Here is a 22,302-nt window from a genome sequence, read left to right on the forward strand (position 1 = left end):
ACGCTGACCAGTTCCAATCCGACTTGGCCGCGGGAGGCGGCCTCGGCGATCAGCGCGTCCATCAGCGCCTGGAACATCCCGGCCTTGGCCCAGGAGTTGAACCGGGAGTAGACGGTGGACCAGGGCCCATACCGTTGCGGGACGTCACGCCAGCCCGACCCGGTGCGGAACCGCCACAGGATCCCGTTGAACTGATCCCGCACCCGCCGCGGCAACGGCCCCGTGGCCGCGACCGGCACATGCGGCTCGATCAACGCCCACTCGGCATCGGTCACATCAAAACGCGCCACATCCGTGTTCTACCAGCGCGCCACCAGCCAACCTAGATCCGAACTTCAAACAGCTCCTAGCACCCACCGGATCGAGCACGAAGGGCGCCTGTCACCACGACAGGCGCCCTTCGTCGTTCTCCCGGCCGATCACGTCGTGAACGCGAGAACCGTGTTGTGGCCACCGAACCCGAACGAGTGGCTGACCGCTGCCTCGATGCGTTGCTTCCGCGCCTCGCCCATCACGAAGTCGAGCTCGGGGTCGAAGTCGGGTTTCTCGAGGTTCGCCACCGGCGGTGCCACCTGGTGCCGCAACGTCAGCACCGTCAGTGCGGCCTCGATCGCCCCGGCCGCACCGAGGCTGTGGCCGAGCACCCCCTTCGGAGCCGTGACGGAGGGCCGCAACGGGAACATGCGGGCGATCAGCGCCGCTTCGGTGGAGTCGTTCAACGGTGTCGACGTCCCGTGCGCGTTCACGTGGTCGACGTCAGCCGGGACCAGCTGCCCGTCGGACAACGCGGCTCTCACCGCGGCTTCGGCGAAGCGGCCGTCGGGATGCGGAGCCGTCGGGTGGTGCGCGTCGGTGGATTGGCCGCTGCCCGCCAGCACCACCTTGACCGGCGCCCGCCGGGCACGCGCGTCCCACTCCCGTTCCAGGACCAGGATTCCTGCCCCCTCGGACAGCACGAAGCCGTCGCGGTCGGGGGAGAACGGGCGAGAGGCACCGGCGGGATCGTCCCGGCTGGTGGAGAGAGCGCCGAGCTGGTGGAACGACCCGGCGATCAGGGGCGTGACGCAGGCCTCGGTGCCGCCCGCGATCGCGATGTCGCACGCTCCGGACAGCAGCAGCGAACGGGCGATGGCGATGGCCGACGCCCCGGAGGCGCAGGCGGTCGCCACCGCGAGGCTAGGACCGTTGGCTCGCAACAGGATCGCCAGCTCACCGGCCGCTGCGTTGACGATGGACGACGGGATGAACGAGGGGGAGGGGGGCTGGTTCGCCATCCGCATCGTCTGCGTGGTCCACGCGTCCGCGGCGCCGATGCCGTTGCCCAGCACCACGGCCACACGCGCGCCGTCCCAGCTCTCCGGGTCGAGGCCGGCCTCGGCGACCGCTTCCCGCGCGGCTATCAGCGCGAGCTTGGTGAACCGGGCCAGCCGCCAGGACTGGCGCAGGGAAAGAATCTTGTTCAGCTCGGCGTCGCTGTGCGGCACCCGGCAGGAGAAACCGGCGGACAACGGCTGCAGCTCGGGGTCGGGAGTGGTCGTGGGCTGTCCGCTCAGCACACGCTCCCAGGTCGTCTCCTTGCCGACTCCCGCCGGCGTGACCAGGCCGACCCCGGTGACGGCGACCGTCACGTCGCCGAGGGGGTCGAGCCCGCGACCTTGGCCTGGATCAGAGCCGCGGCCTCGACGGGGGTGAGCTTCTTGCTGATGTCGTCGTCGCTGACCTCGACACCGAACTCCTTGCCCAGGATGATCGCGAGCTCGGCGAGGGTGAGCGAGTCGACGTCCAGCTCGTCGAAGCTGACGTTCGGCCGGATGTCCTCGGCCGGGATACCGAAATTGTCGGTCAGCAGGAACATCATGCGGTCGTTGACGGTCTGCATGGTCGTACTCCTGTGGTTGTAGATTTTGACGTGGTCAACTGGCGGTAGGTCCGGCCAGGTCAGTGCGGCGGATCCCCAGGTGAGCCCGCCGCCGAACGCGGTGAGCAGCACCCGGTCGCCCGGAACCAGCCCGTGGTGGGCGACGGCGTCGGCCAGTGCCAGCGGAATCGAGGCGGCACCGGTGTTGCCGACGTGTTCGATGTTGCCGACGACGCGGTCCGCCGGGAGGTCCAGGCAGCGCGCGACGGCGGTCAGGATGCGGGCGTTGGCCTGGTGCGGCACGAGCCGGTCCAGCTGCTCGGCCTGCCAGCCCACCTTCCGCAACGTCGTGGTGGCAGAGGCCGCCATGGCGGCCACCGCGCGGCGGAACACCTCACGGCCGGTCATGGAGAACCGGCTTTCCCGTTCGGGCAACGGTTCCGCGTCGCTGCGGGCACGCGAACCACCGGCCCGCACGGTGATCAGGTCCTCGCCGGAGCCGTCGCTGCCGAGGTCGAACCCCAGCAGCGCTCCCTTCTCCCCGGCCGCGCCCGCGCGCAGCAGCACCGCGCCCGCACCGTCACCGAAGACCACACCGGACGAGCGATCGTCCGGATCCAGCAGCGTGGACCAGACGTCGGCGCCGATGAGCAGTATGCGCGTGGCGACACCAGACGCGATGAACCCCTGCGCGGTGGCGAGCCCGTAGATGAAGCCGGTACACACGGCGGAGATGTCGTACGCCGCCACCCCGGACAGCCCGAGCCTGGTGGCCACGGCGGGAGCGGTGGCCGGGCACGGACGGTCCGGAGTGGACGTCGCCACGATCACCAGGTCCACCACGGGGTTTCCCGCGGACCGCAGGACGCGGCGACCGGCTTCCACCGCGAGGTCGCTCGTCGAGACCCCGGCACCGGCCCGGTGCCGGGTGGCGATGCCGGTCCGCCCGCGCACCCAGGCGTCGTTGACGTCCCACTCGGCGGGGAGGTCGTGGTTCGTGATCACCTGCGGCGGCACGCAACCGGCCACCGCTTCCAGCACCGCGCAGTGGCTCATCCTGTTCCTCCAGCGCTGAGCGCCAGCCGGCGCAGTCCTTCTGCCGTGTCGATCTGCGGCGTGTAGCCGAGGTCGCGCCGTGCCGCGGTGATGTCGAACCAGTGCGCGGTCGTCAGCTGCTCCACCAGGAACCGCGTCAACGGCGGCTCGGCACGCAACCGCAGTGCCCGGAACGCGAGCTCGACGGCGATGCCGGCGGTCCGCGCGAGCCAGGCGGGCAGGCGGCGGTGTTCCGCTGGCAGGCCGTGGGCGGCCAGCCAGGAGTTGATGAGCACGTCCAGCGCCACCGGCTCGCCCTGGGTGATGAAGTAGGCGCGACCCGTGATCGGCGTGCCGACGTCGAGCTGTGCCACGGCGAGAACGTGCGCGGCGGCGGCGTTGTCCACGTAGACGGTGTCGACGATCTTGCCGGTCGGTCCGAGGTGTCGCAGGCGCCCCGCCTGGGCGCGCGCGATGATGCGGGGCAGGAAGTGCGGGTCGCCCGGACCCCAGACCAGGTGCGGCCGCAACGCGACGGTCGCGAGGTCGCCCGAGTTCGCGGCCAGCACGTGCCGTTCCGCGATCGCCTTGGTGCGCGGGTAGTGCGCCTTGTGGCGCGATGGCAGTGGAATGGTCTCGTCCACGCCCTCCAGATCGGTGCCAGCGTGCACGACGCTCGGGCTGGAGGTGTGCACCAGCCGCCGGACGCCGTGCCGCCGGCACGCGTCGACCACGTTGCGCGTACCACCGACGTTGATCTCGTCGAAGTCGCTCGCGGGTCCCCAGATCCCGGTCTTGGCCGCGCAGTGCACGACCGCGTCCATCCCGGCGACCGCCGCCGACACCGCGACCGCGTCGCGCAGGTCACCCCGCCGTTGCTCGATGTCCAGTTCGGACAGTCGAGCCGAGGTGGATCGGTTGAACGAGCGGACGTCGTGGGCCGCGTCCGCCAAATGCGCGCAGACCGCGCCGCCCAGGAAGCCAGCACCACCGGTCACGAGCACCTTCATCGCAACCTCCGTGCGGCCCAGAGCGCCAGCTCCTCGCGGACGATCTTCGAGTTGTGCCGGGGATCTACCGGGAAACGGCGGTGGAACAGCAGACTGTCGATCGCGGCGGTGTGCGGATGGCCCGCGAGCACGGCCCGCACGGCGCGCTCGACCGCCGCGCGGTCGACGCCGGACTCCGCTTCCAAACAGAGCACCGGCATCTGCGCGCCGGTTGCGCCGACACCGACCAGCGCGCTGCGGCGGACACCGGCCACGGCGTTGGCGATCGGTTCCACCTGCTCGGTGATGAGATCGCCGGTCGCGGTGCGCACGCGGTGCGACTTGCGGCCGTGGAACCACAGGCTCCCCTGCTCGTCGAGGTGCCCGAGATCACCGACGCGGTGCACGACGCGGTCACCTTCGCGGATCTTGGCCAGCCGCGTGCGGTCCGGTTGCCCGACGTAGCTCTCGCTGGTGCTGGGACCGGTCACGGTGATCTCACCGACGACACCCGCCGCCACCTCTAGACCGTCGTACCACTCGTCGATCGGCTCGTCGGTCACGGTGATCACGCGAACCGCGTTGTCCTCGACCGGACGGCCGAGACAGGTGCCGTGACCGCGTTCGCTCGACATGGCGTTGTCGAGCAGCTCACGGCTCTCGATCACACTGACCGGAAGGCACTCCGTCGCGCCGTAGATCGAGTGCACCACCGCGTCGGAGTGCAGGCACCGCCGCAACCGGCGCGCCAGCCGGGGATCGAGCGACGCCCCGATGCAGGCGACCTTGCGCACCTGCTCCAGCACGATGCCGTGCTCGGTGCAGTAGCGGGACAACACCTCCAGCGCCGCGGGCGAGGTGAACACGCATTCGACGCCGAACCGCCTGATCGCCTCGATCAGCTTCACCGGGTCGGCGGTGGCGGGCCTCAGCAGGTCGACGTCCGGAACCACGGTCTCCCACCCGAGCGACGGCCCGGCCACGACGAACGGCGCGAAGGTGATCAGGCACGGCGTGCCGACGCGCACGTCCAGCACCGCCGACGCCATACGGATCTGCGCGGACAGGTGCTCTGCGCGGTACTCCACGGGCTTGGCCGGCCCGGTGGAGCCGGAGGTGAACGCGATCAGCCCACCGGGCTCGGCCGGTGCGGGAGGCTTCGGCGCATCCGCCGCGAGCAGCCCGGCGAGCGTGTGCCCGCGCCAGAACCACCGCCGCCCCACCGTGATCGACACCTTCACCGGCGGCCACCCCAGCAGCTTGCGCGCGAGGTGGGCGCGCGGTACCCCGATGAACGCCTCCGCCGCCGTCGCGGCGACACAACGGCTCAGCGCGCGCGGGCCGATCGCCGGGTCGATCAGCACGGGCACCGCACCGATCCGGCCGATGGCCAGCAACAACGCGGTGCAGTCCGGCCCTGCGGGCGCCAGCAGCACGGTGCGCATGCCGGGCCGCAACCCCGCGTGCCACAGCGCCCGCTCACAGCTGTCCACATGCGAGACGAGGTCGCGATGGGTGATCGACGCGTAACCACCGCGTCCCACCGGGTACCGCATCGCGATGGCGTCCGGGGTGCGCTCGGCGATCTCGGCGAACCTGCTGAACAGCAGGGTCTCCTCAGGTGGTGGACAGGAACGTGCGGATGTCACCGGTCAACTCCTCGGTCTTGTCTTCCAACACGTAGTGGCCTGCGTCGTCGTGATAACGCGCGACGGCGTGGGGGTAGCGCCGCAGCCAGTCGTCGTAGCTCGCCTTGCGGAACACCGGGTCACGGCCGCCCCAGCCGACGAACAGCGGCCGGTCCGCCAGCAGGGTGGTGGCGTGCTCCGCCGCCAGCACGTCCCGCCAGGCCGGATCCTCCGGCGACTGCGGGATGCTCTGCACGAACCGCAGCGCTGCCAGCCGGTTGTCCGGGGCGAGGAACGTCCGCCGCAGCCCGACCGCCATCCGGCGGCGCACCCCGACTCGGGCGGAGACGCGGGCGAAGACGTTGTGCCGCAGGAAGAGGTACCGCGCCAGCCGCGAGCGCTTGACCCACCGCAGCACGAGGTGGAGCCCGATCGGCAGCGACTTCGGCGTGAACTGGTCGGCGAACGCGACGCTGTTCAGCACGACGAGCCGGGCGACCCGCTCGGGATGGCGGGCCGCCCACGCCATCCCGATGACGCCACCCCAGTCGTGCATCACCAGCGTCCACCCGGTCTCCGGCAGACCGCGGTCCTCGATCTGGTACGTGACGAACGCGTCCAGGTCGTCCACTCTGGACGCGACGGTGTAGTCGTAGTCGTCCTCGGAAGGCCGCGATGACCAGCCCATGCCGATGTGGTCGGGTGCCAGGCACCGGTGCTCGGGGGCGAGCGCCCGGACGAGGTCGCGCCACATAACGCTCCAGCTCGGGTTGCCGTGCAGCATCAACACCGGAGGGCCGGAACCCTCGTCGAGGTAGTGCTGCCGCACGGTTCCCCTCACGAACCAGTGCGAACGCAGTCCCTTCATCGCACCGGAGGGCCTCCGGTAGGTCTCGGCTGTCGTCATCGGCCCGCCGCCAGCACCTTGAGGTGGTCGTGAAGCTCGGCGGCGAGCGTGGAGATGCCGCCGGTCATCCGGAACACGTGGATGGTGGAGAACTGGAACTGGAACGCTTTGCGCATCGCCGCGGACAGCTCCATCACCATCAGCGAGTCCATGCCCAGCTCGTTGAGCTTCTTCGACGTGTCGACGCGGTCCGGCGTGGTCCGCATGATCGCGGCGACCTCGGTGGTCATCGCCTCCATCACCAGCTGCCGGGAGCCGGCGTCGTCCAGCTCCTTGATCTGGTCGAGCAACGCGCCGAGCTGGTCGGTGCCCTGCTGAGTGCCGGTCGGCGCGAAGTGCGCCAGCCGCGGCGTGCTCAACGAGGGCAGCAGCATCCCGATGTGCTCGCTGCCGATGTCGCCCACGGCGACGACTTCCCGCTCGGCGCTGCCGAGCAGATCCTCCAGCGCGTCCAGCGCCATGCGGGACGTAATAGGTGCGGAGCCCAGCAGGGACAGCTGCTCACCGATGTTCTCCCGGGCGACGTAACCCGTGTCACCGATAGCACCCCACTGAAGTGCGATGCCCGGCTTGCCCTCGCGTCTGCGCCTGCGCACGACGGCTTCGAGGAAACCGTTGCCCGCGTTGTAGTTGGACTGGTTGATCAGGCCCCACAGCGCCGAGTACGACGAGTACAGGACGACGAAGTCCAGGTCCCCGGTCAGCTCGTCCAAGTGCACCGCGCCGCGCACCTTCGGTGCCACGGCGGTCATGAACGCGTCGTCGTCGAGCTCGGTGAGCGGCCGGTCGTCGAGCACCATCGCGGCGTGCACCACACCGCGCAACGTGTGCCCGCCGCGTTCGACCGCGGCCAGCACGTTCCGCACCGCGTCCCGGTCGGTGATGTCGGCGGCGTGAACCTCGGCCCGCGCACCCAGCCGGGCGAGCTTCTCCACCACCGCGGCGGCTTCCGGCGAGTCCGTGCCGCGCCTGCCCACTAGGACGAGATGCCGCGCACCGCGTTCGGCGAGCCGTATGGCCGTGGCCGCGCCGAAACCACCGAGACCACCGGTGACGAGATAGCTCGCGTTCGGGTCGAGAGTGAGCCGGCGCGGCGTCCGGTGCACCTCGACCGGCTCGTCAAACGTCACGACGATTTTGCCGATGTGCCGCGAGTGGCGCATCAGCCGTAACGCCTCCTGGATCCGCGTGGCCGGGTACGACCGGTGCGGCAGCACGCCGTACTCACCGGAGCGGATCGCGGCGAACACGTCGTGGTTCTCTTGCAACGCCAGCCGCGGCTGATGACGGTCCAGTTCGGACACGTCCACCGCGAACAGGCTGATGTTATCCGCCAGCGGGCGCATCGCCAGCCGCGAGTTGTCGTAGATGTCGCGCTTGCCGATCTCGACGAACCGGCCGTACGGCGCCAGCACCTCCAGGCTGCGCGCCAGTCCCTCGCCGCTGAGCGAGTTCAGGACCACGTCCACGCCGCGCCCGCCGGTCAGTGCCATCACCTGGTCGGCGAAGTCGGTGCTGCGCGAGTCGAGCACGTGCTCGACACCGCGGGCCCGCAGGTAGTCGCGCTTGAGGTCGCTGCCCGCCGTGGCGATCACGGTGGCGCCGCGGCGCGCCGCGTAGTCAACGGCGGCGAGGCCGACACCACCGGCGGCACCGTGCACGAGCACGGTCTCGCCCTCGCCCAGCCGTGCCAGCGTGCCGAGGCCGTGGTGCACGGTCTTCCACGCGACAGTCGTGGTGGCGGCCTCGGCGAAGGTCATCGAGTCCGGCAACGGCGACAGGTCGGTGGCGGCCGTGCACACGTGCGAGGCGAACGAGGCGTCCGCGGAGCCGAAGACCCGGGCGCCCGGCCGCACCCCGGTCACCCCGGCGCCGACAGCGGTGACGACGCCCGCGAACTCGAGGCCGAGCAACAGCTCCGCCTCGTCGTCGTCGGCGAACTTCGGCACCAGCAGACCGGTGGCGTACATGACGTCGCGGTAGTTCAGCGCGGCTGCCCGCACCTCGGCGACGACCTGGCCGGGCCCGGGCTGGGGCACCGGGTGCTCGTCCCACCGCAGGCGATAGGACAGGCTCGGCTCAGTCACGGAGAGGCGGAACGGCACGCCGGGCTCGTTCGTCGTGTCCTGGATCGGTACCACCCGCGGCACGAACCGGCCGGACGCGGTGAGTACCACCTCGTCCTCGTCGGTGCCGAACAGTTCGGCTACCACCCGGCGGGCGTCGCCGGCGGGATCGCCGGTGTCGTCCCACGAGACACGTGTGATCGTGAGGCCGGGAACCTCGTTGGCGAGGGAACGCGACGCGCCCCATGTGGCCGCGTCATCGAGCGCGAGAGCCCGCTCGGGAGCCGGGTGCAGACCGGTCGGCCGGGTGAGCAGTACCAGCCGCGAACCGGGCCGGTGCCCGGCGGCGACCTGACGCATCACGTCCGCGCGTCGCACCGCGGCCTCCGCCGGATCGGTGTCGCCGCCCAGGACGTACACGATCCCGTCGGTGACCACGCGGGGCAGCGTCGAACCCGCGACCGCCTCCACCACCTCGGCGCCGGTGGAGGCCAGCGCGGCGAGCACCGCGTCGGCTCGGTCGCGGTCGGCTGGCTCGTCCACCACGACCAGCCAGCGCGTGCCCATGCCCGACGTGCGGCGCTCGGGCAGCGGGTCCGCGGCCGTGCGCGCCACTGTCACCGACAAGCCGATGCCGGCCGGGTCGAGCTCGCTGTGGGCGTCGCGGAAACCGTTGTCCGCCAGCAGTTCGGTCCACTCGTCCAAGCCGAGCAGGGCGGCACCGGAGTCGCGCTGGTCCCAGAACTCGGGCGAGAGGCCGGACGGCAGCGCGAACAGCCCGGTGTCGTGCGACTCGGCGGCCAGCAGGAGCCCGCCGGGTGCGAGCAGCCAGTGTGCGTACCGCATCGCTTGCGCCACGTCTGCGTTGGTGTGCAGGGAGTTCGCGGCGATCACGACGTCGAACCCGCCTCGTTCGAAGCCCTGACCGGCGGGATCGGAGCTCAGGTCCAGCGTGCGGTGCTCGACGAACCCGAAGCGGTCGAAACGCGCGGCCGCAGCGGCGAAGGACGCCGGCGAGACGTCAGAGCTCACGTAGACGGTGCGCTCCGGCGGAAGCTCGGGCAGCACATGCGCCGTGGCGCCACCGGTGCCCGCGCCGATCTCCAGCACGCGCAACGGCCGATCAGCGGGCCATGCGGCCACGAACGCCCGAACGGTGTCGCGCAACGTCGTGTTCACGAACCGCAGCGGCGTGCCGGTGTCATGGAAGTGCGCGACGGAGTCGTTCTCGCCCTCGGCGGCGCTCGCCCGTCCGGTCAGCGCGTCGGCGAGCCGCATCGCACACGTGATCACCGGTGCGGCCACTCCGGCGGACTCGGACAGCGAGGCTAGTTCCTGGTACACCGCAGCGGTGTTCGGAATCCGCACGATGTGCCACGAACCGCACGGCTCGTGACGCACCCACCCGTGATCACTCGCGAACGAGAGCAGCATCTCGACCAGTCGGCGATGTGCCTCCAGCACACCGGCGCCGACGAGGTCATCGGTGGTGAACCAGTACTTGCCGGGCAGCAGCGCGCGCACCGCGTCGATCATCGCGCCACCGCTCGCCGCGGTCACCAGGTCGCGGAACAGGCCGCGCTCACCCTGTGCCGGTCCGCTCACCACTCGTGCGGGCACGTCCGGCGCGACCGAGTCGTCCGTGCGAGGTGCGGCGCGCAGCACGGTCTCTAGGCGCGCGGGCGGCGGGTCGAGCACGGCGCCGAACGCGCGCAGCCGGCACGAGTTCAGCTCCACCGCCACGTCGCCGCGCTCGTCCACGATCACCACGTCCCAGCGGGACTCGCGCGGCGAGTGCGAGCGCATCCGCACGTGGATCCGGCCGGACGACGACGGCTGCCGCCACATCCGCACCCGACCGATCGACATCGGCAGGTAACCGCGGCTGCCCGGCTCGTCGAGCCCCAGCAACGGTATGCCGGCCTGCAGTGCCAGGTCGAGCAGCGCGGGATGCACTTCGTAGCCGTGCTGTGAAGCGGGGCACGTGTAGTCCGCCCACACCTCACCCTCGTACACCCGCAGCGCGGTCAGGCCCTGGAACATCGGCCCGTACTCCAGCCCTGCCTTGGCGCACAGCTCGTACAACCGGTTCCCGGACATCACCTCAGCGGCGGGGGAGTCCGGCTCGCGCACCACAGCCGGTGCACCGCCCGGCATCCGGCGCACCCGGCCCCTGGCGTGCGTGGTCCACTCGACGTCACCGGATCGGCTCGCGACCCGGAGCACACCGTCTTCATCGGACAGTGAAACCTGAACCTCGTGGTGCATGGCGGAGTCCCACGGCAGCGCCATCGCGCCCAGGATGTCCAGCCCGTCCACCTCTACCGGTCCGGCGAGCACCCGCCGTCCGGCCGCCAGTCCCATCTCGACGTAGCCGGTGGCGGGCATGACGACGGCGCCTGCCACCCGGTGGTCGGCGACCCACGGCGTCCTGGCGGGTTCGACCGTGCTGTGCCACAACGGATCCACGGCGGGCATCCGCTCGCCCAGCAACGGGTGCTCGACCCGGCCGGTGCCGCTCGTGCGGACCCACGTCTCCGGGGCAAGCGGCCAGTGCTGCTCGCGCTGCCACGGGTACGAGGGCAGCGCGGAGACCTTGCCCCGGTGCGGGAACCAGCTCGGCAGAAGATCAGCCCCGGCCACGATGAGCTCGGCCGACACCTGCCGACCGAGACCCGTGCCCGGCTCGCCGCGCAACAGCGTGTTCACCACGCGGTGCCCGGCGCGGCGCAGGTACGTCGACAGGACCGCGTGCGGCCCGATCTCCACGACCACACCGACACTGTGCTCGGCGAGCGCCGCCGCTGCCGGTTCGAACAGGACGGGCAGGCGCACGTTGCGCCACCAGTAGTCGGCGTCCAGCTCGCCGTCGCGGACCGCTTCACCGGTGACCGTCGACAGCATCGGCACGTGCGGCGCCGTCGAGACAATGTCCGCCAGCCCGACGCGCACCTGGTGCTCGATGGGGTCCATCGCCGGGCTGTGGAACGCGTAGTCGAGGTCGAGTTCGCGGGCGAACACGTCGTCCGCCGCGAGCTTCTGGCCCAGATGCTCGATCGCGGCCGCCTCACCGGCCACCGTCACGTCGCGGTCGCTGTTGACCGCCGCGAGCACCAGCCGGCCGTCGAACTCCGCGAGCACTTCCTCGGCGCGGTCGCGCGGCAGGCCGACGGCCATCATGCGTCCGGTGCCGGCGGTCGACGCCTGCGCGAGGCTGCGCTGGGCGATCACCGCGCACGCCGACTCCAGGTCCAGCGCTCCGGACACGCAGGCCGCGGCCACCTCGCCAACGCTGTGCCCGAACACCACGGCAGGTGCGACGTCCTGGTCGCGCAGCACCGCGGCCAGCCCGATCTGCACCGCGAACAGCAGCGGCTGCGCGATCGCGGTGTCGCTCATGGACGTGATGGGGGAGGCCAGCTCGTGGAGCACCGACCAGCCGAGCTTCGGCCGCAGCGCCTCGTCCACCTTGGTCACCGCGGCGCGGAAGGCCGGTTCGGTGTTGAGCAGCGTGCAGCCCATGCCGGTCCACTGCGATCCGTTGCCGGAGAAGGCGAACGCCACTCCGGCCGCCGTCGCGGCGGTGCCTCGCGCACTCGCCGTGTCGCGGGCATCGGCCGCGCGGAACCGCTCGACGGCCTCGGCCGGGCTGGTCGCCAGGACCACGGCCCGATGAGGTTCGGTCGTGCGGCGCAGACAGCTCGTGTAGGCCAGGTCGTAGAAGTCCGCCTGCGACGTGCTGTCCAGCCGTTCGCACATCGCTTCCACCGCAGCGGAAAGCGCCTCCTCGGAACGGGCGGACACGAGCACCGGAACCAGGTCCGCGGAACTGGTGCCCGCAGCCTGCACCGGCGGCGGCGCGAGCACGGCGTGCCCGTTCGCGCCACCGAAACCGAAGCTGTTGACGCCGACGACACCGCTCGGCACGGTCAGCGGTTCGTGCACCGCGGTCAGGCCGAGACCGGCGAAGTCGATGTCCGGGTTGGCGGGCAGGCCGTGCAGGGACGCGGGTACCGTGCCGTGGCGCAGCACCAGCATGGCCTTGAACAGCCCGGCCATCCCTGAAGCACTCTCCAGGTGGCCGATGTTGGTCTTCACCGAGCCGATCGGCAACGGTGCCTCGCGGTCGCCACCGAGAGCGGTGCCCAGCGCGGTGCACTCGATCGGGTCGCCGACAGGCGTGCCGGTGCCGTGCGCCTCCACGTACACGACGTCCTCTGGACGCACCCCGGCCTTCGAGTACGTCTCGCGCAGCAACGCGGTCTGCGCCTCGGCGCTCGGCACCGGCAGACCTTGCGTGCGGCCGTCGGTGTTGACGCCGGTGGCGAGCAGCACGGCGTGCACCCGGTCACCGTCGGTGAGCGCGTCCTCCAGCCGCTTGAGCACCACGAGACCGGCACCCTCGGCGCGCACGTAACCGTCCGCGTCCGCCGAGAACGCGCGGCAGCGGAACGTCGGCGACAGCATCGACGCCTTGGCGAAACCGATGAAGTCGTTCGGGTTCACCAGCGCGTTCGTCCCGGCCGCGATCGCGAGCGAGCTGCCGCCGGAACGGAGCACCTCGCACGCCTGGTGCAACGCGAACAACGCCGATGAACACGCCGTGTCCACCGCCATGCTCGGGCCGCGCAGGTCGAACGCGTAGGAGATCCGGTTGGCCGAGATCGACATCGCGCTGCCGGTCATCAGGTACGGGCCGATGCGCTCGGGCTGCATGCCTTGCGCCACACCGTAACCGACACCGGATTGCCCGACGAACACCGCAGTGTCCGTACCGGCCAGCGCGGCGCGGTCGAGACCGGCGTCGTCCAGCGCCTCGACGGTGAGCTCCAGCAGCATCCGCTGCTGCGGGTCCATCGCCGCCGCTTCCCTCGGCGAGATTCCGAAGAACCCGGCGTCGAACGCGCCGAGGTCGGGCAGGAACCCGCCCTGGAACGAGTACCCCTTGCCCGGCCGGTCCGGGTCGGGGTCGTGGAACCGGCTGACGTCGAACCGGCCCTCGGGCATCTCGCCCACGAGGTCGCGCCGGTCCATCAACGCGGCCCACAGGTCGTCCAGCGAGGCGATGCCACCGGGCAGCCGGCACGCCGCACCGACGATCGCAATCGGCACCGATCCGTCGCGCTGCTGTTCGTTCACCACTTCAGCACCACCACTCCGTAGCTGAAGCCGCTGGCCAGGCCGATCATCGCGACGAGGTCACCACGCTGCACCCGGCCCTGCTCCACGGCGATCGCGAGTTGCAGCGGCAGGCACGTCGCTGCGCTGTTGCCGTGGTCACTGACGACTCGCACCAGCTGGTCCTCGCGCAGCTCGAACTTGTCGCGCAACGAGGTCAGCACCGCGTCGACCGGCTGGTGCATGCACACGACCTTGAAGTCCGACATGGACAGTCCGAGCTCGGCGACGGTCTTGGGGATGATGCTGAGATCCGCCTCGGCGAACGCCCTGGCGAACCGCAGCCCGTCGACCTGGAAGTCGCCCAGCTGGTGCGTCTTGGTGCCGTTGGTCTGCACGACCGGCACGACGGCCGACTCCCAGGTGGAGGAGTCCGCGCCGAACGCGGCACCCAGCACGCCCGGCTCGTCGGACGCCTCCAGCAACATCGCCGCCCCCGCGTCGGACACCGTGTACCCGGCGCACGCGGCGAGGTAGTCCTCCTGGCTGGCGAAGCTCCACTTCATCACCGGCGTCGTCCACTCGCCGGCCACGACGAGCACGCGGCGGTAGGTGCCGGTGCGGATGAACGAGTCGGCGACCTGCATCGCGGTGACAAAGCTGTTGCAGGCGTTGCGCACGTCGAACACGTGGCAGCTCGCGCCGAGACCCGCGGCCACCGCGTGGGCGGTCGCCGGTTCGAGCAGGGTGAGCGAGACCGAGCAGAAAATCAGTAGGTCGATCTCGTCGATCGACCGGTTATGTTCGGTGAGCAGTTTCCGCGCCGCGGCGATGCCCAGTTCCACGGTGGTGCAACCGGGTTCGGCGATGTGCCGGTAGCGGACACCGGACAACTTCGTGATCGCCCCGTGGAGTATCTCAACGTCCGGGTTGCGCGCGGCGAGGCGTGCCTCCAGGTCCTCTGTGGACAGAACGGTTTCGGGCAGGTGAACCGACACAGCGGCGACCCGCGAAGCGATGTCCGTCATGCTTCCTTCTCGGTCGAGGGGTTCTGCCCGAACCGGGCCTGATGTGCTCGGGGTGGTCCTTCTGCCTTCAGCGGTGTCCACGCTAGGGCCAGCGCGCCGCCGGCGGCCGCCAGCACGAATCCCGCGCCGAAGCCGCCGAGGTTGGCCTGTACGAGGCTCAGTAGGCCGGTGACGATCGCGACCACGCCGGCGAAGTAGCGCAGTTGCGGCTGGGTGAGCATGGTGGCGCCGGCGACCACGAGCAGCCCGCCCAGCACCCAGCTCGCCGTGGCGCCGCCGCCGGCGAACCGGAGCAGGCCGGGCGAAGTGCACACCACGGCAACGAGTTCGACACCCGCCAGCGCGGTCGCGACCCCGGCGGCGAACGGGCGCGTGCGGCACAGCTGACCCATCTTGCGCGCAGTCGTGTGGGCGGTCATCGGGCGACCTTGGTGGGAGCCGGGCAGCCCTGCGTGCCAAGGTGGTGATCCAGCCGCACCCCGGTGACCATGAACGAGCCGGCTGCGACGGAGCCCGCGTTGATCGTCACCTGGTCGAGCACGACGCGGGATGCGCGGTACCCGATCGCCCCGTTCGGTTCCTGCGGACCGAGCAGCAACTGCTTGAGGTCGATGTTGCCGTCGATGCTGTTCATCTCCAGCGCGAGATCGGTGGCGTGCACGTGTTCCGCCCGGAGCACCGTCGTGACCTTGCCGATGACCGGCAGTTCGATCGTCGACGACTGGCACAGCTCCTCGATGTCGGCCACCGGGAGCCGCACGACCAGCGTCGCCAGCGAGCGCCCCGGCGACACCGCGGTGCCGATGCCGAGCCCGTCGGACTCGATCCGCGCGGCCGTGATGGTGAACGGGTTCGCGCCGGTGAACGACGCCGCGAGCGCACCTTCGCCGACACCGCTCAGGATCACGGTCGCGGCCAGCGCGGTCGGTGCCAACGCGTACACGAGCCGTCGTCTGCTGGTGCGTCCCTCGGGCCGCTCGTGCTGCCCGGCATCTGCCATCGCGTGCGCCTTCCTCCGTGGCGCGACTTCGGAGCCGGCCTTGAGCATGTGTTCGACGCCATATATGAACTCGCAGATCGACCGTCCGCACCACGCAGGAGCACCGGCAGAACACGGAACGTGACTCCGCGCGTTCTGCCGGTGCATCTGCATGGAGACAGAGGTTTGTGGATTCCGGAGTGCGAGCACCTCCGTGGGTTGATTGTGGGAACGGCGGCAGGGTTCCGGCGAAGTCCGGTTGGTGCTGGTCGGGGTTGCGTTCGAGCAGGGGTGTTGTTGCGGGCGATGGTGCGCAGGCCGTGGCGATGGTGGTGTGGCCGGCGAGGCGTAGGGCGTTGAGGTCGAGGTTGCGCAAACTGACCATGGTGCGGTGCCAGTACGGACGCGGAAGGTGTCCTCGGTGTAGGGGACATCGCGGGTCCAGTGGAGTTTGTTTTCGAAGCTCCAGCAATCGCGGGTGCGACGGGGGAGTTCGGTTGGTCCAAGTACTTTGCCGGGCATATCGCCGAGGTGCGGAACCGAAACAAAACAGTAGAGCTGTCCGTGTCTGAGTACCTGAGCCTGCGGGCCGACACTATCGGAGTTCAGCCCGTTTTGCACCTGAACGAGGTGCTTGGCGAATACGAAGTTCCTCAGCGCGCGTTCTATAGTGAGCATCTCACGAACTTGCGTGCCATCGTGTCCGATGTGGTCGTACTGGACAATGACGTCCGTTCATACCCGAAAGAGCTGGCGCGCGGCGACCTCAACAACATCTTGATTTTGATCTCCGACCGGCGGAACTGCTTCACAGGGGGATGCAACAGCCGCTGTCGAGCAGATGATCGCCGCCAGTATTGACAATTACATCCAGCTGAAGAGCGAGTTGTCGACAGCATTGCGCGACCTGAACCTTGACGACCGAGAATATCGCGCTGTCGTCACCTAGGTCAGCGATGCTCTGCGCCCCATGTTGCATGGAAACCATCAATAGGGCAAATTAGCAGATCGATTTTGAGAGGCCGCTGTCATTGATAGCAGTTTGCCCGGTTGCGGCGCTGATCTCTGTCAAACCCGTCCTGAAGGAGAGCGCTGCATTGCGCACCAGTACGCGCGAGGCGCGGCTTCGGGAAGATTCCCGCCTTGTGGCATCCTCTGAAGATCGCGCGTGATCCGCGAGCGTTATTGCGTTCGTTGTCCGCTCATGGTGACCTGGTGGACATCAATCCGGGGCCGATGAAGGCCGTCGTAGTGTGCAACGCTGACTTGATACAGCAGATGCTGATCAAAGACGACGTTTTCGAATAAGGTGGGTTCATACACGAGCAGGCCAGGGAGTTTATGGGTGATGGGCTTGCGGTCTGCCCGCACGTGGCACATCGGCGACAGCGTCGGCTCGTCCAGTCGACATTCTCCAGGGCTCAGCTCCGCAATTACGCCCCTCAGGTGCAGAATGAGATAATCGCGGCGACGGGATCGTGGCCCTCCGGAGGTCTGATCGACCCATTTGGTGTGTCGCTGAAGATCGCGTTTCGTGCACTGTTTGCGACCCTGTTCGCGAACCGATTTACCTCCGTCGAGATCGACGAACTGAAAGACGATTTCACTGTTCTGTTCGACGGTGTTTTCGTTCGATCGCTGCTGCCTGGCCCGATCAAGAAGCTGTCGCTTCCGCTGAACATACGTTATCGCCGAGCTCGCAACAGGCTGATGGAAAGCTCCATCGCGCCATCTCGGCCGCCAAAAGACAGGAGCGGACGGCACGGACCTTCTGTCCATGCTGATCGGCGCTCAGGGGGAGGAAGGCGACCGCCTGTCCACGCGCTAAGCTTGAGTTTTAACCTTTGATGTCCGTTGCCGAGGTCCTGCCGGGCTCATGATGTTGTGCCGGTAGCCGGTTTCGTGACCCGGCTGGACGTCCGGGACCGGGGCGGCAGGATTTCGGTGCGTTCGCGGGCGAGGCGATCATCGGCCGGACCGCACGAAATCCTCGACGGACGCGGGCGGGGGTCAACCGGGCGGGTGTGGCCGGTGCGCGTCCCAGGGACGGCGCCGGTCCTCCACGAGAGACCGGCCGGATCGAAGCTGGGTGTAGGCGGCGATCATCAGCCAGGTCCAGCGATCCGCTGCCCGCGGGTCACGGATGCGGGGCCGGGTCCAGCCCAGGGTCTGCTTGAAGAACCGGAATGTGTGTTCCAGGTCGAATCGGCGCAGGAACGTCTGCCACAACCGGTTCATTTGTGCTGCGGTGACCTCTTGCTGGGTGGTGCTGGAGTGCCAGAGCCACAGGGGTTTTGGGGTAGCGGTGCCGGGCAGACGTTGCACGTCCAACTGGATCACGGTGCCTTCCACGATGGGTAGCTCGTCCTCGTGCCCGGCCCAGGCGCCGACCCGGGCCAGCTTGGTGTGCAGGCGGTCCCAGGACTGGGCGTGTGCCGCGCCGTAGCGAGTGGTGTCGGTGGTTGTGGACTGTGCCGGGGCCGGCCAGCCGGCCGGGTTGGTGAACTCGAACCGGGCTCCGTGACGGATGGGACGCCCGCGTGTGCCGGGGGCTCGGGCCGGAGCGGGAGAACGTAGGACCCGATCGGAGCGCAGCCGGACCAGGATCGCGACCGGGAGGTCTGCCAGCAGGAATGCCAGCCGGACGCCGTCGTAGCCGCTGTCGGCGACGATCCAGATCTCCGGGTCGCCGGTCTGCCAGTGTCCGGCGATGATCAGCCGGTGCACCACGTCGCGCAGCTGGGCCGCGGTCAGGTCGGTGCGGTCATCGTCTGGGCCGACCCGCATGGCGTCCAGCAGCGCGGTCCAGGAGCTGCGGCCGGGTTCCAGCGCGGCGATGAAGGAGTAGGGCCAGCCGGGGATCATCTGGGCTTGGCCCTTTCCTCGGCCGTAGGTGTGGCAGAACATCCGCTGCGGGCTGGTGTTGGCGTCCGGACGTAACCAGTGGCTGACATCGATCGCCAGCACGATCCGCCCGTCGCAGCGGGGAATGGCCTGGCGGGCAATGACATTGCGGAATCGGGTGATGTCGATCCGGCCGGAGTTCAGGCCGTCGTACAGGGAGCCATGGCCACGTCGGTGTTCGGTGGCCAGGGACAATTCGACCAACGAGGTCACCGGCCCGTCCGTGCACAGTGCCGCGTCGGCCAACTCGAACAACGCGTCCGCCCGTGTGGTCAAGCATTGGTAGTACTCGTGGCGGAACCGGTTCAGGTACCCCAGCGCATCAGCCGCGCTGGTGTGGTGCACACTGATCATCGAAGCCCTTGGTCGTGATCTTCCCTCTGTCGCAAGAAGGAATGATCAACCAAGGGCTTCGCTCATGATCAAGCAGGTGTCACATCGGACGCCGAGACCTTAAAACTCAAGCTTAGCGCCACTCGTTGATTGCGGCGATGTGGACGGTGGCTTCGTAGCGGACGGCGAGTTTGTCGTAGCGGGTGGCCACCGCGCGGTGGCGTTTGAGCCGGTTGATGCCGCACTCGACGGCGTGGCGCTGTTTGTAGGTCTCGGGGTCGACGGCCGGTGGCCGCCCGCCCTTCGACCCTTTGGCCTTGCGGTGGGCGTCCTGGTCGGCCTTGCTCGGGATGGTCGCCCGGATCCCACGTCCGCGCAGATGTTCCCGGTTGGCTTTCGAGGTGTAGGCCTTGTCCGCCAGCACGCGGTCAGGACGAGACCGTGCCCGGCCACCGGTCAGCCGTGGCACCCGGATGCTCCGCAGCACCGGGATGAACTGCGGACTGTCGCCCCGCTGACCGCCGGTCAGCACGATCGACAACGGTTTCTGCCCCTGCTCGCAACTCAGATGCAGCTTCGTGGTCAGCCCGCCCCGCGAGCGGCCCAGTGCGTGATCATCAGGCTCCGTGGTGACCCCGCCCGGTGGTTCGGCCTGCAGATCCCCCTTTTCCGCGCACCAGCGGCATGCTGATGCGCCCGCGCGATCGTGGAGTCCACACTGACATCCCAGGTGATCCGCCCAGCCGCGTCCGCCAAGGCTTGCAGCGTGATCAGGAGTCGCTGCCAGGCACCAGAGCGTTGCCAGCGCCGGAACAACCCACACGCCGCCGCCCATGATCCGTACTCCGTCGGCATGTCCCGCCACGGCACGCCGGTGCGCACCCGCCACCGGATCCCGTCGATCAATTCCCGCTTGTTCCACAACGACGGCCTTCCCGACCGCGACGGCACAGGCAGCAACGGCTCGAGCCGTTGCCACTGCGCGTCGGTCAGGTCGAACCGCCTCGCCACCGCTAGGGTGTCCACGAGGTCTCCGGTGTTCAGGTTTTTCTTGGTCGATAAACCCTTTACCGGAGGCCTCGCTCATTCTTGGTCAGCGACACGCCGTGAGGTTCCCCCGGTAGCTCGGAGACTTTCATGCATGGTCCGATAGGGCCTGAAGGGAGTCGTCCGTGGCAGCACCGAAGAAGTACCCCGACGAGCTGAGGGCTCGCGCGGTCCGGCTGTAGTGGGAGTCGGATCCGAAGCCGGTGATCCGCCGGCTGGCCGAGCAGCTCGGGGTGCATCACGAAGCACTGCGCAACTGGATTCGGCAGGACGAGGCCGACCGCGGCGAGCGGAACGACCGGCCGACGACCAGCGAGTCGGAGGAGCTGTGCAGGCTTCGGCGGGAGAACGCGGAACTCAAGCGCGCCAACGAGATCCTCAAGGCCGCGAGCGCTTTTCGCCTCGGAACCCGACCCGACCCGGCGACGGTCGTGAAGCTCGTGACACGGCTTCGCGGCCGCTTCGGGGTCGAGCCCATCCTCCGGGTCCTCGGTATCGCCTCCTCCACCTACTACGGCTGGGTCCAGCGCCAGGCAAACCCGGCGCCGCGGCAGCGTCAGGACAAGGAGTTAGTCGCCGAGATCGTGGACATCCACACCACCTCCGGCGGTACCTACGGCAGCCCGCGGGTGCACGCCACACTGCGCCGCCGCGGGATACGGGTGTCGCGCAAACGGGTCGAGCGGCTGATGCGCGGCCACGAGCGCGACGGACAGCTGATCCACCACAGCGACCGCGGCTCGACCTACACCTCGATCCGCTTCGCACAACGCCTGGCGGACAACGGAATCCTGCCGTCAATGGGCTCAGTCGGCGACTCCTACGACAACGCGCTGATGGAGAACTTCTTCTCCACACTGAAGATCGAACTCGTGTACCGCAACTCCTGGCGCACCCGCGACGAGGCCGAGAACGCGATCTTCAGCTACATCGACGCCTGGTACAACACCCAGCGCATCCAGAAAGAGCTCGGCTGGCTCAGCCCCGACGAGTACGAAGCCGCCTGGCACACCGATCAACTCGAGCCATCTATCATCCCGGCATCCCCAACCGGAGCCAGGTAACCAACCCTCCGAGTTATCGGGGGAACCTCAGCCCGGACGTCCCCCGCCTCCTGGGGCATCACCGCGTTCTCCACCTGGTCACTGTCCAAGCTGCGCGACCACCTGCTCGACCGCGACACCGTCGCGGCGATCAGCCGGGAGACCCTGCGCCGCATCCTGCGCGCCGGCGGGGTGTCCTGGCAGAGCACCTCCACCTGGAAAGCCTCCGCCGACCCGGACTTCATGACCAAGATGCACCGGATCCTGGACCTCTACGATCACCCGCCCGACAACGGGCGGGTGATCTGCGTCGACGAGTTCGGACCACTGAACCTGATGCCCCGCAAGGGCAAAGCCTGGCGACCCGCCGGGTCACCGCGCCGACTACGGGCCACCTACAACCGCCGGCACGGCGTGATGCACATGCTCGCCGCACTCGACCTGACCACCGGGAAGATCCACTACCGCATCCGGCGCCGCAAACGCCACGTCGAGTTCCTCGACCTCGTCAAGGCCCTACGCGCCAGGTGGCCCGAACAGAAGCTCTACATCGTGGCCGACAACTTCTCGCCGCACCGCCACCCCGACGTCCTGGACTGGGCCGCCGCCAACGACGTCGAGCTGGTGTTCCTGCCGACCTACTCCAGCTGGTTGAACTGGATCGAGGCCGAGTTCACCGCCCTGCGCTACTTCGCCCTCAACGGCACCGACCACCGCAGCCACACTGAGCAGAACGCCGCAATCGCCGCCTACATCCGCTGGCGCAACGCCCGAGCCCGACCCAAGACCGGCTTGGCCACCGACTCACCCATCCGCACCTGGACCCATTACCCGGCTAAGATTGCGTGACGCAGCACTAGGCCGAGTTCGCCGCCCTGCGCTACTTCTCCCTCGGCGGCACTGACCACCGCAGTCACATCGAGCAAAACGCCGCCATCGGCGCCTACATCCACTGGCACAACACCCGAGCCGCTTTCCGTAACAACGGCGCGAAGCTCGCCGTGCGCTTACTCACTCGAGGCGTCGATCTCACGGCCTCCACCAGACCCAGGCGTACGCTGCAGCAACGATCGACGCGAAGTGTCGCGCATCAGCGGCGGACCTCCTGAACGAGCCGAGAACTGCCGGTCAGTTCTGCGTACTGTTCTGCGTGGTTCACAGCCTGCCGATGCGGTGGACTTGATCCACGTTACGAGAAGGAGAAACCCGGTGATCCGCAGAGCGGAATCCACGATGACCAGAGCGTCGGTGTCCTCGATCCCGACTCCGGGCGGGACTTCGCCGAATCTCACAAGCTGGTTGATGATACCTAGTAGCTGACTGCGTTCGTTGAGCGCCTCAACAGCGGCTTATCTTCCTGGTCGCAC

At 69.0% G+C, this 22,302-nt stretch carries 16 protein-coding genes and 1 pseudogene; 5 read left to right on the top strand and 12 right to left on the bottom strand.

All coding sequences use genetic code 11. The features are described 5' to 3' along the window. The 10 genes from BLQ91_RS38625 to BLQ91_RS38670 all read right to left on the bottom strand — a co-directional run. Positions 1-290: transposase (locus BLQ91_RS38625; RefSeq protein WP_143022907.1), on the bottom strand; the 290-nt coding region annotated here is incomplete at its 3' end. Positions 291-419: 129 nt separating this feature from the next. Next, positions 420-1,628, bottom strand: coding sequence for a beta-ketoacyl-[acyl-carrier-protein] synthase family protein (locus BLQ91_RS38630; protein WP_090105420.1), 1,209 nt, complete (start codon positions 1,626-1,628; stop codon positions 420-422). Next, positions 1,625-2,914, bottom strand: coding sequence for a beta-ketoacyl-ACP synthase 3 (locus BLQ91_RS38635; protein WP_090105422.1), 1,290 nt, complete (start codon positions 2,912-2,914; stop codon positions 1,625-1,627). Before BLQ91_RS38635 ends, BLQ91_RS38630 begins: the two co-directional genes overlap by 4 nt. Further along, the gene (locus BLQ91_RS38640; RefSeq protein WP_090105424.1) at positions 2,911-3,903 is read right to left on the bottom strand and encodes an NAD-dependent epimerase/dehydratase family protein; all 993 of its coding nucleotides are present in this window, start codon (positions 3,901-3,903) and stop codon (positions 2,911-2,913) included. The genes BLQ91_RS38635 and BLQ91_RS38640 overlap by 4 nt, the downstream gene beginning before the upstream one ends. After that, positions 3,900-5,531: a fatty acid CoA ligase family protein gene (locus tag BLQ91_RS38645; protein ID WP_090105426.1), complete on the bottom strand. Its 1,632-nt coding sequence runs from the start codon at positions 5,529-5,531 to the stop codon at positions 3,900-3,902. The genes BLQ91_RS38640 and BLQ91_RS38645 overlap by 4 nt, the downstream gene beginning before the upstream one ends. Further along, entirely contained in the window at positions 5,500-6,417 is a 918-nt protein-coding gene (locus BLQ91_RS38650; RefSeq protein ID WP_090105428.1) for an alpha/beta fold hydrolase, read from the bottom strand. The genes BLQ91_RS38645 and BLQ91_RS38650 overlap by 32 nt, the downstream gene beginning before the upstream one ends. After that, on the bottom strand, positions 6,414-13,625 hold the full coding sequence (locus BLQ91_RS38655) for a type I polyketide synthase (RefSeq protein WP_090105430.1): 7,212 nt from the start codon (positions 13,623-13,625) through the stop codon (positions 6,414-6,416). Before BLQ91_RS38655 ends, BLQ91_RS38650 begins: the two co-directional genes overlap by 4 nt. Further along, the gene (locus tag BLQ91_RS38660) at positions 13,619-14,629 is read right to left on the bottom strand and encodes a 3-oxoacyl-ACP synthase III family protein (protein WP_090105432.1); all 1,011 of its coding nucleotides are present in this window, start codon (positions 14,627-14,629) and stop codon (positions 13,619-13,621) included. Before BLQ91_RS38660 ends, BLQ91_RS38655 begins: the two co-directional genes overlap by 7 nt. Then, the gene (locus BLQ91_RS38665; RefSeq protein ID WP_143023069.1) at positions 14,626-15,048 is read right to left on the bottom strand and encodes a DUF6114 domain-containing protein; all 423 of its coding nucleotides are present in this window, start codon (positions 15,046-15,048) and stop codon (positions 14,626-14,628) included. The genes BLQ91_RS38660 and BLQ91_RS38665 overlap by 4 nt, the downstream gene beginning before the upstream one ends. Further along, entirely contained in the window at positions 15,045-15,782 is a 738-nt protein-coding gene (locus tag BLQ91_RS38670) for a DUF6230 family protein (protein WP_143023070.1), read from the bottom strand. Before BLQ91_RS38670 ends, BLQ91_RS38665 begins: the two co-directional genes overlap by 4 nt. Positions 15,783-16,052: 270 nt before the next feature. On the opposite strand from BLQ91_RS38670, the gene BLQ91_RS40865 reads away from it, so the two are divergent. Next, positions 16,053-16,469 carry a terpene synthase family protein gene (locus tag BLQ91_RS40865; protein ID WP_143023071.1) on the top strand — a complete coding sequence of 139 codons (417 nt, stop codon included), beginning with the start codon at positions 16,053-16,055 and terminating at the stop codon, positions 16,467-16,469. A 651-nt stretch (positions 16,470-17,120) separates the two neighbouring features. Further along, complete coding sequence (locus BLQ91_RS40870; protein ID WP_143023072.1) at positions 17,121-17,456, top strand: hypothetical protein; 336 nt, start codon at positions 17,121-17,123, stop codon at positions 17,454-17,456. Between the two features lie 162 nt (positions 17,457-17,618). Here BLQ91_RS40870 and BLQ91_RS38675 read toward each other — a convergent pair whose 3' ends face one another. Then, the gene (locus BLQ91_RS38675) at positions 17,619-18,866 is read right to left on the bottom strand and encodes an NF041680 family putative transposase (RefSeq protein WP_245734290.1); all 1,248 of its coding nucleotides are present in this window, start codon (positions 18,864-18,866) and stop codon (positions 17,619-17,621) included. A gap of 112 nt (positions 18,867-18,978) precedes the next feature. After that, positions 18,979-19,856, bottom strand: a protein-coding gene (locus tag BLQ91_RS38680) for an IS5 family transposase (protein WP_176960196.1) whose coding sequence is annotated in 2 segments (ribosomal slippage) — positions 18,979-19,466 and positions 19,466-19,856 — 879 coding nt in all. Because the reading frame shifts where the segments join, the coding sequence is not laid out codon by codon here. A gap of 239 nt (positions 19,857-20,095) precedes the next feature. Between BLQ91_RS38680 and BLQ91_RS43935 the strand changes: the two are divergent. The 3 genes and pseudogenes from BLQ91_RS43935 to BLQ91_RS38690 all read left to right on the top strand — a co-directional run. Beyond that, positions 20,096-20,575, top strand: a pseudogene (locus BLQ91_RS43935) (IS3 family transposase); the annotation flags it as partial. A gap of 153 nt (positions 20,576-20,728) precedes the next feature. Beyond that, positions 20,729-20,956: an IS3 family transposase gene (locus BLQ91_RS43940; protein WP_425412580.1), complete on the top strand. Its 228-nt coding sequence runs from the start codon at positions 20,729-20,731 to the stop codon at positions 20,954-20,956. Positions 20,957-21,013: 57 nt separating this feature from the next. Further along, positions 21,014-21,784, top strand: a complete 771-nt coding sequence (locus tag BLQ91_RS38690) for an IS630 family transposase (RefSeq protein ID WP_281199893.1) — start codon at positions 21,014-21,016, stop codon at positions 21,782-21,784. Positions 21,785-22,302: the final 518 nt, after the last annotated feature.

Source organism: Lentzea jiangxiensis (assembly GCF_900104175.1).
GTDB classification, from domain to species: domain Bacteria; phylum Actinomycetota; class Actinomycetes; order Mycobacteriales; family Pseudonocardiaceae; genus Lentzea; species Lentzea jiangxiensis.

What these genes read in the sequence shown, in the direction of transcription:
- BLQ91_RS38635 (WP_090105422.1), bottom strand. Translation starts at nt 2,914, where the DNA reads ATGAGCCACTGCGCGGTGCTGGAAGCGGTGGCCGGTTGCGTGCCGCCG.
- BLQ91_RS38640 (WP_090105424.1), bottom strand. Translation starts at nt 3,903, where the DNA reads ATGAAGGTGCTCGTGACCGGTGGTGCTGGCTTCCTGGGCGGCGCGGTC.
- BLQ91_RS38650 (WP_090105428.1), bottom strand. Translation starts at nt 6,417, where the DNA reads ATGACGACAGCCGAGACCTACCGGAGGCCCTCCGGTGCGATGAAGGGA.
- BLQ91_RS38660 (WP_090105432.1), bottom strand. Translation starts at nt 14,629, where the DNA reads ATGACGGACATCGCTTCGCGGGTCGCCGCTGTGTCGGTTCACCTGCCC.
- BLQ91_RS38665 (WP_143023069.1), bottom strand. Translation starts at nt 15,048, where the DNA reads ATGACCGCCCACACGACTGCGCGCAAGATGGGTCAGCTGTGCCGCACG.
- BLQ91_RS38670 (WP_143023070.1), bottom strand. Translation starts at nt 15,782, where the DNA reads ATGCAGATGCACCGGCAGAACGCGCGGAGTCACGTTCCGTGTTCTGCC.
- BLQ91_RS38675 (WP_245734290.1), bottom strand. Translation starts at nt 18,866, where the DNA reads ATGATCAGTGTGCACCACACCAGCGCGGCTGATGCGCTGGGGTACCTG.
- BLQ91_RS43940 (WP_425412580.1), top strand. Translation starts at nt 20,729, where the DNA reads ATGGAGAACTTCTTCTCCACACTGAAGATCGAACTCGTGTACCGCAAC.